Origin of the sequence: Coprococcus sp. AF51-11b1, assembly GCF_027682785.1 — a bacterium.
Classification (GTDB): domain Bacteria; phylum Bacillota; class Clostridia; order Lachnospirales; family Lachnospiraceae; genus Allocoprococcus; species Allocoprococcus comes.
On the sequence record NZ_JAQCZB010000001.1, the window covers coordinates 1 to 14,446 of the forward strand.

A 14,446-nucleotide genomic window follows, 5' to 3' on the forward strand; every position below is an offset into this window, starting at 1 on the left:
AGACTGTATAAGCAATTTTATATTGCAATGACTAGAAAAATATTTAGGAGAAGATAGATATAAACAGTAAGTCAAACACACAAACTATGGAGTCTTTAGTCGGTTTAATAAAATTTTAGATAGAAAATAAATCATTCAATGTCATTTAGATAAGGTTTTTTATGACAAAAAGACAGATTGCATATCTGCCTCATAATGCAGTATAATAGTAACGAGATTTATGTAACCCGATACATGAAATCCCTATTTCTCTTTGGACTGAGGTGGATAGGATATTTTCGATTGTACCTGACAGGTGTCAGATACTTTTGTATGAGAAGCATGGTCTCTGTTTCATCACCGCCGTGTTTGAGATATGCCCTGCATATGTTTACTGCATTTGAAACGGATTTACTCTGCATCTGGAGCATAAACTGAATATACTCGCGGAAAGAAAGTTTGCGGTTCCTGGTAAAATCACTTTCCGGATTACGGCAGAACATGGAGTGAATTTCATCGAGTTCTGTGATGCAGTTGTCGAGTGTGGATTTTAAATTAGATAAGAAAAAATCAGCCATAATGAGCCTCCTTGAAATATGTTTATAATCAAGGCTTGCGCAACATATATTGGCTTACTTGTCAACTGTTTTTTGTAATATTTTTAAAGTTTTTAGGCATAAAAACAGTGGCTTTCTATGACAGAAAACCACTAAAATGATGCTTAACTGAATGGCATTGCTTTATAATCACTTTGAAAATGGTTGTTTTATGGCGGATAGTCAGACAGTTTTGGATATAAGAGATGATCTTGGAGCAACAATGAATGAATGCAGGGAAGTGACCGAAAAGTACCGCACAGGACGGAGTGCATATTTACGGATCGGACAGTTGTTTATGAGATTGTTTGCAGGACTATTATAGCAGAAAGAAGAGGTGTTCGATATGTGTACAGCAGCAACTTACAAAACAAAAGATTTTTATATGGGTAGAACGCTTGATTATGAATTTTCCTATGGGGAACAGATTACGATAACGCCAAGAAATTACGAATTTGATTTCCGGTTTGCCGGGAAGATAAAAAGCCATTATGCTTTGATCGGAATGGCATTTGTTGCAGGAGGTTATCCGCTTTATTATGATGCTGTTAATGAAAAAGGCCTTGGAATGGCAGGTCTTAATTTTGTCGGCAATGCGGCATATGAAGAGGCTTTGCCGGAAGATGAAACAGAAGTCAGCCAGGTGGCACAGTTCGAGTTCATCCCATGGATCCTTACACAGTGTGCTACTGTAGCAGAGGCGAGAGAGAAGCTGGTAGCAATGAGACTGACAGGCACAGCATTCAGTGAACAGCTGCCGACAGCACAGCTTCACTGGATCATTGCAGACAAAGACGCCTGTATCGTTGTTGAGTCTATGAAGGATGGGCTGCATGTATATGATAATCCGGTAGGAGTGCTTACCAATAATCCATCATTCCTGGGTCAGATGTTTGCACTGAATAATTATGCCGGAGTATCCAGAAAACAGCCGGAGAGTACTTTTGCAGGAGTATTACAGCTTGATGCATATAGCAGAGGAATGGGTGGAATGGGAATACCTGGAGATCTTTCCAGCCAGTCAAGATTTGTGAAAGTTGCCTTTACAAAATTAAATTCGATCTCCGGTGAAGAAGAGGGTGAGAGTGTAAGCCAGTTCTTCCATATCTTAGGATCTGTAGATCAGCAGCGTGGATGTTGTGAGGTGACAGAAGGCAAATATGAGATCACGATATACACGTCCTGTTGTAATACAGCAAAAGGTATTTATTATTATACGACTTATGATAATCATCAGATCACAGCGGTTGACATGCATGCGGAAAATCTGGATTCAGATCAGCTGATCTGTTATCCGCTTCTGTCCAAGGGCGAAGTCAGATGGCAGAATAAATAATACGAAAATGCACGGAGAAAGCATATCGCAGAACAACAGGAGGAAAGACCATGAAAGAAGTTAAAACACCGAAAAAACCACTGGCATATTATTATGGGATTGTGTTAATAGTGCTGATCGTATTTAATCTGGTTGTCACACCAATCCTTATGGAGCATCAGGTAAAGGAAACGGATTATGGAACTTTTATGAGCATGATCGAGAAGAAGAATATCGGTGAAGTAGAAGTTAAGGACAATCAGATCATCTTTACAGATAAAGATCAAAAAAATATTTATAAAACAGGTCTGATGAACGATCCGAACCTGACGGACAGGCTATATGAATGTGGAGCAGTATTCGCAAAAGATATCGATAAGCAGATGTCACCGATCATCAGCTTCCTGCTGACCGGGGTTTTGCCATTGATCCTTTTTATCGCACTGGGAAATTATATGGCGAAGAAACTGATGGAGCATGCCGGAGGAAAAAATTCGATGGCTTTTGGAATGGGAAAAAGCAATGCGAAGATTTATGTGCAATCCAGTGAGGGAATCCGTTTTTCAGACGTTGCAGGAGAAGATGAGGCGAAAGAAAACCTTTCAGAGATCGTTGATTATCTTCACAATCCGAAGAAGTATACCGATGTAGGTGCGTCTATGCCAAAAGGTGTCCTTCTTGTAGGACCTCCGGGAACTGGTAAAACAATGCTTGCAAAAGCAGTTGCGGGTGAATCAAATGTACCATTTTTCTCAATGTCCGGATCAGAATTCGTAGAGATGTTTGTCGGTATGGGAGCTTCCAAGGTTCGAGATCTTTTCAGACAGGCAAAGGAAAAGGCACCATGTATCGTGTTTATTGATGAAATTGATGCCATTGGTAAAAAGCGTGACGGACAAATGGGCGGAAATGATGAGAGGGAGCAGACCTTAAATCAGCTTCTTACAGAGATGGATGGATTTGAAGGAAATAATGGTGTCATCATTCTTGCTGCAACGAACCGTCCGGAGTCGTTAGATCCGGCACTTACACGTCCGGGACGTTTTGACAGGCGTGTGCCGGTTGAACTGCCGGATCTTGCAGGACGTGAAGCAATTTTAAAGGTTCATGCAAAGAAGATAAAAGCATCTGATGATGTTGACCTGCATACGATTGCACGTATGGCATCCGGTGCATCCGGTGCGGAGCTTGCCAATATTATAAATGAAGCAGCATTACGTGCTGTCCGTAGTGGAAGGACCGTTGTAAATGAATCTGATCTCGAAGAAAGTATAGAAGTGGTTATTGCAGGATATCAGAAGAAGAATGCGGTTCTTTCAGATCAGGAGAAGAAGGTTGTTGCATATCATGAGATAGGACACGCTCTGGTAGCTGCATTGCAGAGTCATTCAGCACCGGTCCAGAAGATTACGATCATCCCGCGTACCTCAGGTGCACTCGGCTACACTATGCAGGTTGAGCAGGGTGATAAATATCTGATGACGAAAAAAGAACTTGAGAATAAGATTGTTACATTTACAGGCGGACGTGCGGCAGAGGAGATCGTATTTGGTGAGATCACGACAGGAGCCTCCAATGATATCGAACAGGCAACAAAAATTGCAAGAGCGATGATCACCCGCTACGGCATGACAGATGAATTCGACATGGTGGCAATGGAAACCGTGACCAACCAGTATCTTGGCGGCGATACGTCTCTTTCCTGTTCCACAGATACCCAGAAGGAAATTGATGAAAAAGTCGTGCAGCTCGTAAAAGCAGAGCATGAAAAAGCAAGAAAAATCCTTTCCGAAAACAGGGAAAAACTGGACGAACTGGCTATGTACCTGTATGAGAAGGAAACAATTACAGGTGACGAATTTATGGATATTTTAGACAGAAAATAATGTAGTTAATTAGATAATCAATGTCATTTAGATAAGGTTTTTTATGATGAAAACAGTATATCATATGCGTTCATGCATTGAAAATACTGTTCAGTTAAGAAATGCTGTATTTTTTAGGTGCACTAATGCGTAGAAAGCAGGTGTATGATGAGTTCAAATCATTTTTTGTGTATGACAAAAAGACAGATTGCATATCTGCCTCATAACGCAGTATAAAGGTAACGAGATTTATGCAACCCGATACATGAAATCCCTATTTCTCTTTGGACTGAGGTGGATAGGATATTTTCGATTGTACCTGACAGGTGTCAGATACTTTTGTATGAGAAGCATGGTCTCTGTTTCATCACCGCCGTGTTTGAGATATGCCCTGCATATGTTTACTGCGGTGGCGAAATTAATTTTATAGACGTGTTTGGTATTTTTAGATGTTTTTACCACAGCGTGAGAAGTCACTAATTCACAGAAATTATACAGAATCATACGAGCATTGATTTCCCCAATTAATACTAAATTGACTACTCCAGCATCACCTATTGATCATATCTTTATTAAAGGATTTATAAAAAATACATGTAGAGTGTCGCAACCAACAGAGTGTTCTGATCATTTAATTTTAGGGGCTGAAGAAAAATAGTTAGTAGTTCTGAAAAATGGAATTATTTTATATAAAGGAGCGGACAAATTCTCATTTACAGGGAGCGGAAGATTGAGCTGGATAAAATACCCAGCTCAATCTTCCACATGGAATACATCTTCCACCAGCATATTAAGGGTGATAGGGTAGAGCAATAAAACAGATTAGATGGAAAGGGAAGAGGCACCGTTACATAGGTACCTCTTCTTTTTAAAGAGTTGGCTCTTTCCCTGATACAGGAATTTGTATCTCCGGAGCATTGAGCAGTGCTGTGAAATTCTGCTGAATGATTTCCAGAGTTTTCAGCTTTTTCTGTAATTCCTGTTTTTCCCGAACAGTAGAAGTCTGTTCAGATTTAAGATTTTCAATCTGCTTCTGGATTTTATTAGAGCTTGGGATTTTGGTAATACCGAGATCCTGAAGCTCTTTTTTTAGTGAATCGTGGAGCTGGTATTCTGCCTGATGTTTGGTGCGGTATACTTTTGGGTTTTTGGCAGATTTGCAATCTTCAATCACTTTACGGCAGAGTCGGTAAGAATCGCAGTGCTTTTGAATGATTTTCTGTGTGCTTAGCGCACTGTTAATTTGTATTATTCTCTGTTCAGCCGCTTTAACAGAAGCATCAACGTCAGAAATATGCTGCTGGAAATCTTCATAATTCAGCAGATTATTTTCGGAAAGATAGTTGAAGGTGCGGGCTGTCTCTTTTAGATTATTTAGTTTTGCCCAACGTTCAAATCCTTCTCGATTGCCGGTTGTAACATACGTGCCGTGACATTTCTATTAAGATCAGGAGTAATCTTGAGATTAAGAGGGAAAAAGGGGAATGCGTGACTCCGTTTGTAGCATTTGGATACAGGAAGACAAAGACAGATAAGCATAAATTAGAGATTGACCCATCTGCAGGCAGTGTAGTACAGGATATTTTTAAGATGAAGCTACGGGGAATGAGTCAGGATGCGATCGCTAATCGTTTAAATGAACTGGGTATTCTTTCACCATTTGAATATAAAATCAGCAGCGGCAGTCATTATGAAACTGGCTTCCGGCAGAAAGAGCAGGCACTTTGGAGTTCTGTTACAGTCCGTAGGATACTGGAAAACGAGGTTTATATCGGAAATCTTGTGCAGGGAAAAAGGACAACACCGAACCATAAAGTGAAGCAGACTTATGTGAAACCGGAAGATGACTGGATCCGGATTGAGAAAAATCATGAGCCACTGGTGAGTGACCGTGATTTTGAAATTGTTCAGAGACTTCTGGGCATGGATACACGTACTTCACCTGACCAAAAGCAGGTATCCAAAACTTCTTTTATCAGTAAAAGAAGCCTGCAAGTTAACAGGAGTGTCCGAAAAAACAATGCGTTCTTTAGCTTATGAGCAAAAAATGATGGTGCGAATAGGAAAAAGAACTTTAATTCACAAAAAAAAATTAGAAAAATGGATTGACTATCAAGTGCGGCATTGAGTATTTTATCCTATAGTACCCAAAAAGAGCTTCTTGAAAAGCTCATTAAAATTTGATACTATTAAACGGATGAAGTACCTGTCCATGGGTCAAGAAAAGACAGGTGATCGTCATGGAAAAAGATCTAACAGGCAAAGAATTAGGAAAAGGGTTTACCCAACGAAAAGATGGGCGTTATCAAACACGCATATCACTTGGAGGAGGAAAGAAACCGATATGCCTATATGGTCATACTTTAAAAGAAGTTAAAAAGAAAAGGGAAAATTATTAGAAAAAACAAAATACGGATTAGATATAGACACACACAAAATAACTCTAAATCAGTGGTTTGAAAAATGGATGGAACTCTATATCGTAAATAGGATAAAAAAAACAACAATTCGGAATTATATCGATTCGTATAATCGGTGTATAAAATATATAGGCTATATGAAATTAGCAGATATTCAAATCACGCATGTTCAAAATATGGTTATTGAACTAGCTAACAAAGGCTATAAAAAATCCACTATCCGTTCTACTGTTTCTGTCGTATCCAGCTGTCTTGAAAGAGCTGTAATCGGAAAAATGCTTTTATTCAATCCATGCAGAGGGATTGTTTATCCGGAAATAACGAATAAAAACTTCAAACCGGTCAAAATAGCAGGACAGAATTTGAAACGCATGACAAACGACGAAATCATAAGGTTTTTTGATGTAGCAAGAGATACTCGATATTACGAATTATATATGCTGCTTCTTTTTACAGGAATGCGGATTGGAGAGGCGTGTGCATTGGAATGGAAAGATGTTGACTTTCAAAACAACTATCTCCATGTGTATAAAACAATCAATATTGTCCCTGTTTATTACGATGACAACGGGAACAAACTAGATAGACCTTATTACATCAAGCAAATTACATCTCCAAAAAGAACCGCAAGTATAAGAAAAATCCCTCTATTCAAGGCGGCAGTTGATGCGTTATATAGTTGGCGCGAAAAACAGCTTGCTGACAAAAGAAAGTACAAAAAAAGTGGGGGATTAAAAATTTGTTATTAAATGATTATCCTCAATTGATTTTTACGACACAAGAGGGAAATTGTTTTATGCCGACACAGGCAGAAAAAGAGTGCCGACGGATAACTTCCATAATGAATAATCATGAAAAACAACAGGCACTAACAGAAAATAGGGAATATCATATTTCCAATATTCATCCTCATTTATTCCGCCATACGTTTATTACATTGTGTTATGAATCTCATATGGATCCAGCGTCTATAATGCTTATTTCCGGACATAATGATATTGATATGATGAAACATTATACACATCCGGACTCCGTATTTATTAACAGCGAGTTTAATAAATATACAGGTTATATGCATAATTATTCATTCCGTTCAAATGCAACAATTGATCAGGATTTACAAATTTGGTCAAAAGATGGTCAAATTAGCATACCACAAACGCTGAAACCCTTATAAAATAAGGAGATTTTGATATGAGTAATGAATTAACACCGATGATGAAGCAATATATGCAGACAAAAGAGGAATACAAGGATTGTATCCTTTTTTACCGCTTAGGAGATTTTTATGAAATGTTTTTCGACGATGCTCTCACAGCATCAAAAGAGCTGGAAATTACTCTGACTGGAAAGAATTGCGGACTGGAGGAACGGGCACCGATGTGCGGAATCCCGTACCATGCAGTTGACAGTTATCTGAACCGTCTGGTATCAAAAGGCTATAAGGTAGCAATCTGTGAGCAGGTAGAAGATCCGAAAACAGCAAAAGGAATTGTAAAACGGGAAGTTATCCGTGTAGTAACACCTGGAACCAACCTGGATACTCAGGGACTGGATGAAACAAAGAACAATTACATTATGTGTATTGTCTATATGGCAGACCGGTACGGACTTTCGGTTGCGGATGTTACAACCGGGGAATATCTGGTAACAGAACTGGATTCCCAGACAAAACTGATGGATGAGCTTTACAAATTTATGCCGTCTGAGATTGTCTGCAATGAAGCATTTTACATGAGTGGACTGGATTTGGATGATCTGAAAAACCGTCTGCATATGGCAATTTATTCACTGGAAGCATGGTATTTTGATGATGCACTCTGCCGGGAAACTTTGCAGGAGCATTTTAAGGTAGCTTCTCTTGAAGGGATTGGACTTTCGGACTATGAATGTGGGATGATCGCGTCCGGTGCGCTTTTAAAGTATCTGGAAGAGACGCAGAAGAATTCCCTGTCTCACATGAGCCGTCTGACACGTTATGCAACGGGTAATTATATGGTTCTGGACAGTGCTACAAGGCGTAATCTGGAGTTGGTTGAGACTTTGCGTGAAAAGCAGAAAAGAGGATCCCTTCTGTGGGTACTGGATAAGACAAAGACGGCAATGGGGGCGAGAACCCTTCGGAAATATGTAGAACAGCCGTTGATCGACAAGGAATCCATTGTCAAAAGGCTGGATGCAGTTGCGGAATTGAAGGACAATGCTATTTGCAGAGAAGAAATCCGGGAATATTTGAATCCGGTGTACGATCTGGAGCGTCTGGTCGGGAAAATCACCTATCAGTCAGCAAATCCAAGAGACTTGATTGCATTTCAGAGTTCCCTTTCCATGCTCCCGTCGGTTAAATGCATATTAAAGGATATGGAGAGTGACCTTTTAAAAGAAATTTATGAAGAACTGGATCCGCTGGAAGAACTTTGTGATCTGGTTGGACGGGCGATTCAGGAAGAACCGCCGCTTGCCATGAAAGAAGGCGGAATCATCAAAGACGGTTATAATGAAGAAGTGGATCGTCTTCGAAAAGCAAAATCCGAAGGAAAGAACTGGCTTGCTGATCTGGAGACCAAGGAACGGGAAAAGACCGGGATTAAAAACCTGCGGATCCGTTATAATAAAGTATTCGGTTATTATCTGGAAGTTACCAATTCGTTCAAAGATCTGGTTCCGGATTATTATACAAGAAAGCAGACCCTTGCCAATGCGGAGCGTTATATCATTCCAGAACTGAAAGAGCTGGAAGATACGATTCTGGGAGCAGAGGATAAACTCTGTGCACTGGAATATGAGCTTTACTGTGAGGTGAGAAATACTATCGCAGCAGAGTTAACCAGGATACAGAGAACAGCAAAGGCAGTTGCAAAGCTGGATGTGATAGCTTCTCTTGCACTGGTTGCCGAGCGCAACAACTATGTACGGCCAAAGATCAATGAAAAGGGCGTGATCGACATTCGTGATGGGCGACATCCGGTGGTGGAAAAGATGATCCCGAATGATATGTTTATTGCCAACGATACTTATCTGGATGATAAAAAACAGCGCATTTCCATCATTACCGGACCAAACATGGCTGGAAAATCCACCTATATGCGTCAGGCTGCGCTGATCGTACTGATGGCACAGCTGGGATCCTTTGTGCCGGCGTCTTCAGCAAATATTGGACTTGTGGACCGCATTTTTACCCGTGTGGGAGCGTCAGATGACCTGGCAAGCGGACAGAGCACCTTCATGGTGGAGATGAACGAAGTGGCAAATATTCTGCGAAATGCGACAAGCAAGAGCCTTCTGATCTTGGATGAGATTGGAAGAGGAACCAGTACCTTTGATGGGTTGAGTATTGCTTGGGCGGTTGTCGAGTATATCAGCAACAGCAAGCTTCTTGGGGCAAAGACCTTATTTGCAACCCACTATCATGAGCTTACCGAGCTGGAAGGCAAGATTAGCAATGTCAACAACTATTGTATTGCGGTCAAGGAGAAAGGTGATGATATCGTATTCCTGCGTAAGATCGTAAAGGGTGGAGCAGACAAGAGTTATGGTATCCAGGTCGCAAAGCTTGCAGGAGTGCCGGATCCGGTCATTAACCGCGCCAAAGAGATCGTAGAAGAGCTGGTGACAGCGGATATTACCGGAAAAGTAAAGGATATTGCGGTACAGGGAAGTGAGACGAAGAAAAAAACGCAGAAGAAGCTGGATGAAGTGGATTTGACACAGTTTTCTCTGTTTGATACCGTAAAAGATGATGATGTGTTAAATGAGTTAAAGGAACTGGATATCAGCCATATGACGCCAATGGATGCCATGAACAAACTGTATCAGCTGCAGAATAAGCTGCGGAACAGATGGTAGGCTGATCCATAAGAGAAAGGAAAGAAGAATCGAATGCCGCATATAGAATTGCTGGATCAGATTACAATTGATAAGATAGCAGCCGGGGAAGTGATTGAACGCCCGGCTTCTGTTGTGAAAGAGCTGGTGGAAAATGCGATTGACGCAGGATCTACAGCGGTGACTGTGGAGATTGAAGAGGGCGGGATTTCTCTGATACGAATTACGGATAATGGTTGTGGGATCGCGAAACAGGACGTGGAAAATGCATTTCTGCGCCATTCGACCAGCAAAATCCGCAGTGCAGAGGATCTGACACATTTGTCTTCTCTTGGGTTCCGCGGAGAAGCGTTGTCGAGTATTTCGGCAGTTGCAAGAGTGGAACTGATCACAAAGACAAGAGAAGACGTATTTGGGACAAAATATATCATAGAAGGCGGAAAAGGAAGAACGCCGGAGGAGACCGGAGCGCCGGATGGGACGACCTTCCTGGTGCGTCAGCTGTTTTTCAATACACCTGCCAGACGCAAATTCCTGAAGACGCCGATGACAGAGGCAAGCCATATCAGTGATCTGCTGACCAGACTTGCCCTTTCGCATCCGGATATTTCCTTTCGGTTTATCAACAATGGACAGGTAAAGCTGCATACTTCCGGGAACGGGAAGATGAAAGATGTCATTTACCATATTTACGGACGGGAAATTGCGAACAATCTGATCCCACTGGAATTTGAAAAAGATGGTGTAAGGCTGTCCGGATATCTGGGAAAGCCAGTGATTAACCGTGGAAACCGAAATTTTGAAAATTATTTTGTCAACGGGCGTTATGTAAGGAACAGTATTCTTGCAAAAGCGATTGAAGATGGATACAAAGATTTTACGATGCAGCATCGTTATCCGTTTGTTGCATTCCAGATTGAGATTAATCCGGAAAAAATTGATGTAAATGTGCATCCATCCAAGATGGAACTTAGGTTCAGTAACCAGCAGGGGATTTACAATCTGCTTTATGAGGCAATCAGTAAGGGACTGCATGAGCCGGAGTTGATTCCGGAAGTGGAAATGTCTGAGATCAAAGTACCGGGAATGTCTGAAAAAAGACAGGAAAAGAAAACTGTTATAAGAGATGCGGGGAATCCATATCGGACAGATGGCACTTCACCCAAGATGCGAAAGAGTTCCGTTCAGGAGGGGGCAGAGCGAGCGGAATCCTGGTCGCAGTCAGAGATGCCGTCAGCAGAACTTCAGACACAGATAAGTACAGAAAAGACAGTCTCAACCGGTGACGAAAAGCTGGATTATTTTATGCAGAAGATGAGGGAGCGGGTTTATGCCAGTCATCTTGCAGAAGCAAAAGAAGAGCAAGAGAAGAATATCGGTGCTAAAGAGTCAAAGATGGCTGCATTAGATGAAAATCCGGCTGTAGATATCCAGAATAAAGGAACAGAAAACAGAGCGTATTCTGATAAAAGTAAAGAAAAAACAGAGCGTGATCCAGAAAAAACAGAGTCAAATCTGTTTTTAAAGGATTTGAAAGAAAAAAAAGTAAAACAGTTAGATTTGTTTGAAGAGCAGATTTTAAAGAAAGAGGCAAGACAGGAATACCGGATCATCGGACAGGTCTTTGAAACCTACTGGCTGATCCAGTATCGTGACAGCCTCTATATTATAGACCAGCATGCCGCACATGAAAGAGTCCTTTATGAAAGGGCCCTTGCAGGAATGAAGAAGAGAGAGTATACTTCACAATACTTGAGCCCACCGATCATCCTGAGCCTTTCTATGCAGGAGATTGATGTGCTGGAGACATTTAAAGACCGCTTTACGGCAATCGGGTTTGAAATTGAGCCATTTGGTGGTGACGAGTACGCAGTTCGCGCAATTCCGGATAATCTGTTTGGAATCGCCAAAAAGGAACTGCTTCTTGAAATGTTGGATTCCCTGTCGGATGGGTTATCGACCAGTCTGGAACCAGAGCTGATTGATGAGAAGATTGCGTCCATGTCCTGCAAGGCGGCTGTCAAAGGAAATATGAAGCTGTCCTATGCAGAAATGGATGAACTGATCAATGAACTGTTGTCCCTGGATAATCCGTATCATTGTCCGCATGGCAGACCAACGATCATTGCGATGACAAAGCGGGAACTGGAAAAGAAATTTAAGCGTATTGTGTAGGAGAAGAACATGACACAGATGACAGAGAAGAAAAAGCCACTGATCATATTGACAGGCCCGACTGCTGTCGGAAAGACGGCTGCGTCGATTGGCCTTGCAAAAGCAATTGGAGGAGAGATCATTTCGGCGGATTCGATTCAGGTATACCGGCACATGGATATTGGTTCCGCGAAGATTTTGCCGGAAGAGATGAAAGGTGTGAAACATTATCTGATCGATGTGCTTAATCCGGAAGAGGAATTTAATGTAACTGTTTTTCAGAAGATGGCAAAAGATGCAATGGTAGAGATCTATAAGAGAGGACGTATTCCGATTGTTGTAGGTGGCACGGGATTTTATATCCAGGCGCTTTTGTATGACATTGATTTTGAAAAGGGAGAAGAAAACACTGCCTATCGAAAGAAGCTGGAAACGTATGCAAAGGAGCATGGTGCGCAGGCGCTCCATGACAGGCTACGGGAAGCGGATCCAAAGTCGGCAGATGCAATTCATGCAAATAATGTAAAACGGGTGATTCGTGCTCTGGAATATTATCATGAGACAGGAACAAAGATTTCCGAACATAATGAAGCAGAACGGGAGAAGGATTCCCCGTATCAGTTTGCGTATTTTGTTCTGAATGATGTGCGTAGCCGTTTGTATGAGCGGATTGATCGTCGTGTGGATATAATGGTGGAGCAGGGGCTTGTAGATGAGGTGACTGCTTTAAAGACCAGAGGATGCACAAGGGAAATGGTTTCAATGCAGGGACTTGGATATAAGGAAATTCTGGATTATCTGGATGGAAAGAATTCACTTGAAGAAGCGGTAACGATCCTGAAAAGGGATACCCGTCATTTTGCAAAACGTCAGTTGACCTGGTTCCGCAGAGAGCGGGATGTGAACTGGATCCAGAAAGAGGAATTCGGATACGATGAAGAGAAGATTTTGCAGGCAATGCTTGCGATACTGAAAGAAAAGGAGATTACAGACTAATGGATATCAGTCAGAAAATACAGAAATTATATGAACAGACCGGAATTTCACCGGAAGTTCATGACTTTGGAGAAAAAATTGAAAAAACACTGAAAGAACGTTTTGATAAGATCGATAAGATGGCAGAGTTGAACCAGCTGAAGGTCATTCATGCCATGCAGGAAGCAAGGGTGAATGCAGAATGCTTTAACTATGCATCTGGCTATGGATACAATGATTTCGGAAGAGATACGCTGGAAAAGGTGTATGCAAATGTCTTTCATACTGAAGATGCGCTGGTAAGGCCACAGATTACCTGTGGAACCCATGCACTTGCTTTAACACTTTCTGCAAATTTAAGACCTGGTGATGAACTGCTTTCCATCGCAGGAAAGCCTTATGACACACTGGAAGAGGTCATTGGAATCCGCCAATCCACAGGTTCCCTTGCAGAATATGGAGTAATCTATAACCAGGTGGACCTGCTGTCGGACGGAAGCTTTGACTTTGATTCGATTGAAAAAGCAATTGGCGAGAAAACAAAGCTGATCACGATTCAGCGTTCCAAAGGATATCAGACAAGACCGAGTTTTTCTGTGGATCAAATTGGGGAAGCAATTGCATTTGTCAAGAAGATCAAACCGGAAGTCATCTGTATGGTGGATAACTGCTATGGTGAATTCGTAGAAGAAAAGGAGCCAAGTGATGTGGGTGCGGATCTGGTTGTCGGTTCCCTGATCAAGAATCCGGGCGGCGGACTTGCCCCGATCGGTGGCTATGTGGCTGGAAGAAAGGATCTGATCGAGCAGTGTGCTTACCGCCTTACTTCTCCTGGACTTGGAAAAGAAGTGGGTGCTTCACTTGGTGTGATGCAGTCGTTTTATCAGGGACTTTTCCTTGCACCGACTGTTGTTGCAGGTGCGTTAAAAGGTGCTATTTTTGCGGCGAATGTATATGAAAAGCTTGGTTATGCAGTTGTACCGGACGGAAAAGAGGAACGCCACGATATCATTCAGGCGGTAACACTTGGAAGTGCGGAAGGTGTAATCGCATTCTGTCAGGGAATCCAGGCGGCAGCACCGGTTGACAGTTATGTAACACCGGAACCGTGGGCAATGCCGGGATATGACAGTGATGTGATTATGGCGGCAGGGGCATTTGTACAGGGATCGTCCATCGAACTGAGTGCAGATGGACCGATCAAAGAACCGTATGCAGTATATTTTCAGGGAGGTCTCACCTGGGCGCATGCAAAACTTGGTATTTTAATGTCTCTTCAGAAGTTATATGAAAAAGGAATTGTAAAGGAATTATAGA

At 41.8% G+C, this 14,446-nt stretch carries 12 protein-coding genes and 2 pseudogenes; 12 read left to right on the forward strand and 2 right to left on the reverse strand.

Going from position 1 to position 14,446, the window contains the following annotated elements:
- Window positions 1–218: 218 nt before the first annotated feature.
- A complete protein-coding gene (locus PGY05_RS00005) occupies window positions 219–557 on the reverse strand; it encodes a hypothetical protein (RefSeq protein WP_055248539.1) in 339 nt (112 codons plus the stop codon).
- Between the two features lie 160 nt (window positions 558–717).
- Between PGY05_RS00005 and PGY05_RS00010 the strand changes: the two are divergent.
- The 3 genes and pseudogenes from PGY05_RS00010 to ftsH form a co-directional block, all read left to right on the forward strand.
- Window positions 718–900, forward strand: a pseudogene (locus tag PGY05_RS00010) (hypothetical protein); the annotation flags it as partial.
- Between the two features lie 21 nt (window positions 901–921).
- Window positions 922–1,911, forward strand: coding sequence for a choloylglycine hydrolase (bsh, locus tag PGY05_RS00015; protein ID WP_270475103.1), 990 nt, complete (start codon window positions 922–924; stop codon window positions 1,909–1,911).
- 50 nt (window positions 1,912–1,961) lie between these two features.
- On the forward strand, window positions 1,962–3,776 hold the full coding sequence (ftsH, locus tag PGY05_RS00020; RefSeq protein WP_055248541.1) for an ATP-dependent zinc metalloprotease FtsH: 1,815 nt from the start codon (window positions 1,962–1,964) through the stop codon (window positions 3,774–3,776).
- 847 nt (window positions 3,777–4,623) lie between these two features.
- Here ftsH and PGY05_RS00025 read toward each other — a convergent pair.
- On the reverse strand, window positions 4,624–4,929 hold the full coding sequence (locus PGY05_RS00025) for a hypothetical protein (protein WP_270475104.1): 306 nt from the start codon (window positions 4,927–4,929) through the stop codon (window positions 4,624–4,626).
- A gap of 251 nt (window positions 4,930–5,180) precedes the next feature.
- Here PGY05_RS00025 and PGY05_RS00030 point away from each other — a divergent pair.
- From PGY05_RS00030 to PGY05_RS00065, 9 genes and pseudogenes are all read left to right on the forward strand, one after another.
- A pseudogene (locus PGY05_RS00030) lies at window positions 5,181–5,735 on the forward strand (recombinase family protein); the annotation flags it as partial.
- A gap of 40 nt (window positions 5,736–5,775) precedes the next feature.
- Window positions 5,776–5,883 carry a hypothetical protein gene (locus PGY05_RS16755; RefSeq protein ID WP_368281639.1) on the forward strand — a complete coding sequence of 36 codons (108 nt, stop codon included), beginning with the start codon at window positions 5,776–5,778 and terminating at the stop codon, window positions 5,881–5,883.
- 112 nt (window positions 5,884–5,995) lie between these two features.
- Complete coding sequence (locus tag PGY05_RS00035; RefSeq protein ID WP_195255662.1) at window positions 5,996–6,154, forward strand: hypothetical protein; 159 nt, start codon at window positions 5,996–5,998, stop codon at window positions 6,152–6,154.
- A gap of 38 nt (window positions 6,155–6,192) precedes the next feature.
- A complete protein-coding gene (locus tag PGY05_RS00040; protein ID WP_256171318.1) occupies window positions 6,193–6,924 on the forward strand; it encodes a tyrosine-type recombinase/integrase in 732 nt (243 codons plus the stop codon).
- Window positions 6,915–7,352, forward strand: a complete 438-nt coding sequence (locus PGY05_RS00045) for a tyrosine-type recombinase/integrase (protein ID WP_022221001.1) — start codon at window positions 6,915–6,917, stop codon at window positions 7,350–7,352. Before PGY05_RS00040 ends, PGY05_RS00045 begins: the two co-directional genes overlap by 10 nt.
- A gap of 17 nt (window positions 7,353–7,369) precedes the next feature.
- Entirely contained in the window at window positions 7,370–10,021 is a 2,652-nt protein-coding gene (gene mutS / locus PGY05_RS00050; RefSeq protein WP_330586456.1) for a DNA mismatch repair protein MutS, read from the forward strand.
- A gap of 33 nt (window positions 10,022–10,054) precedes the next feature.
- On the forward strand, window positions 10,055–12,175 hold the full coding sequence (gene mutL / locus PGY05_RS00055) for a DNA mismatch repair endonuclease MutL (RefSeq protein WP_270475105.1): 2,121 nt from the start codon (window positions 10,055–10,057) through the stop codon (window positions 12,173–12,175).
- A 9-nt stretch (window positions 12,176–12,184) separates the two neighbouring features.
- Window positions 12,185–13,150 carry a tRNA (adenosine(37)-N6)-dimethylallyltransferase MiaA gene (miaA, locus tag PGY05_RS00060; RefSeq protein WP_270475106.1) on the forward strand — a complete coding sequence of 322 codons (966 nt, stop codon included), beginning with the start codon at window positions 12,185–12,187 and terminating at the stop codon, window positions 13,148–13,150.
- The gene (locus PGY05_RS00065; RefSeq protein ID WP_270475107.1) at window positions 13,150–14,445 is read left to right on the forward strand and encodes a methionine gamma-lyase family protein; all 1,296 of its coding nucleotides are present in this window, start codon (window positions 13,150–13,152) and stop codon (window positions 14,443–14,445) included. The genes miaA and PGY05_RS00065 overlap by 1 nt, the downstream gene beginning before the upstream one ends.
- Window position 14,446 lies beyond the last annotated feature (1 nt).

What these genes read in the sequence shown, in the direction of transcription:
- ftsH (WP_055248541.1), top strand. Translation starts at nt 1,962, where the DNA reads ATGAAAGAAGTTAAAACACCGAAAAAACCACTGGCATATTATTATGGG.
- bsh (WP_270475103.1), top strand. Translation starts at nt 922, where the DNA reads ATGTGTACAGCAGCAACTTACAAAACAAAAGATTTTTATATGGGTAGA.
- PGY05_RS16755 (WP_368281639.1), top strand. Translation starts at nt 5,776, where the DNA reads ATGCGTTCTTTAGCTTATGAGCAAAAAATGATGGTGCGAATAGGAAAA.
- PGY05_RS00005 (WP_055248539.1), bottom strand. Translation starts at nt 557, where the DNA reads ATGGCTGATTTTTTCTTATCTAATTTAAAATCCACACTCGACAACTGC.
- miaA (WP_270475106.1), top strand. Translation starts at nt 12,185, where the DNA reads ATGACACAGATGACAGAGAAGAAAAAGCCACTGATCATATTGACAGGC.
- PGY05_RS00035 (WP_195255662.1), top strand. Translation starts at nt 5,996, where the DNA reads ATGGAAAAAGATCTAACAGGCAAAGAATTAGGAAAAGGGTTTACCCAA.
- mutL (WP_270475105.1), top strand. Translation starts at nt 10,055, where the DNA reads ATGCCGCATATAGAATTGCTGGATCAGATTACAATTGATAAGATAGCA.
- mutS (WP_330586456.1), top strand. Translation starts at nt 7,370, where the DNA reads ATGAGTAATGAATTAACACCGATGATGAAGCAATATATGCAGACAAAA.
- PGY05_RS00065 (WP_270475107.1), top strand. Translation starts at nt 13,150, where the DNA reads ATGGATATCAGTCAGAAAATACAGAAATTATATGAACAGACCGGAATT.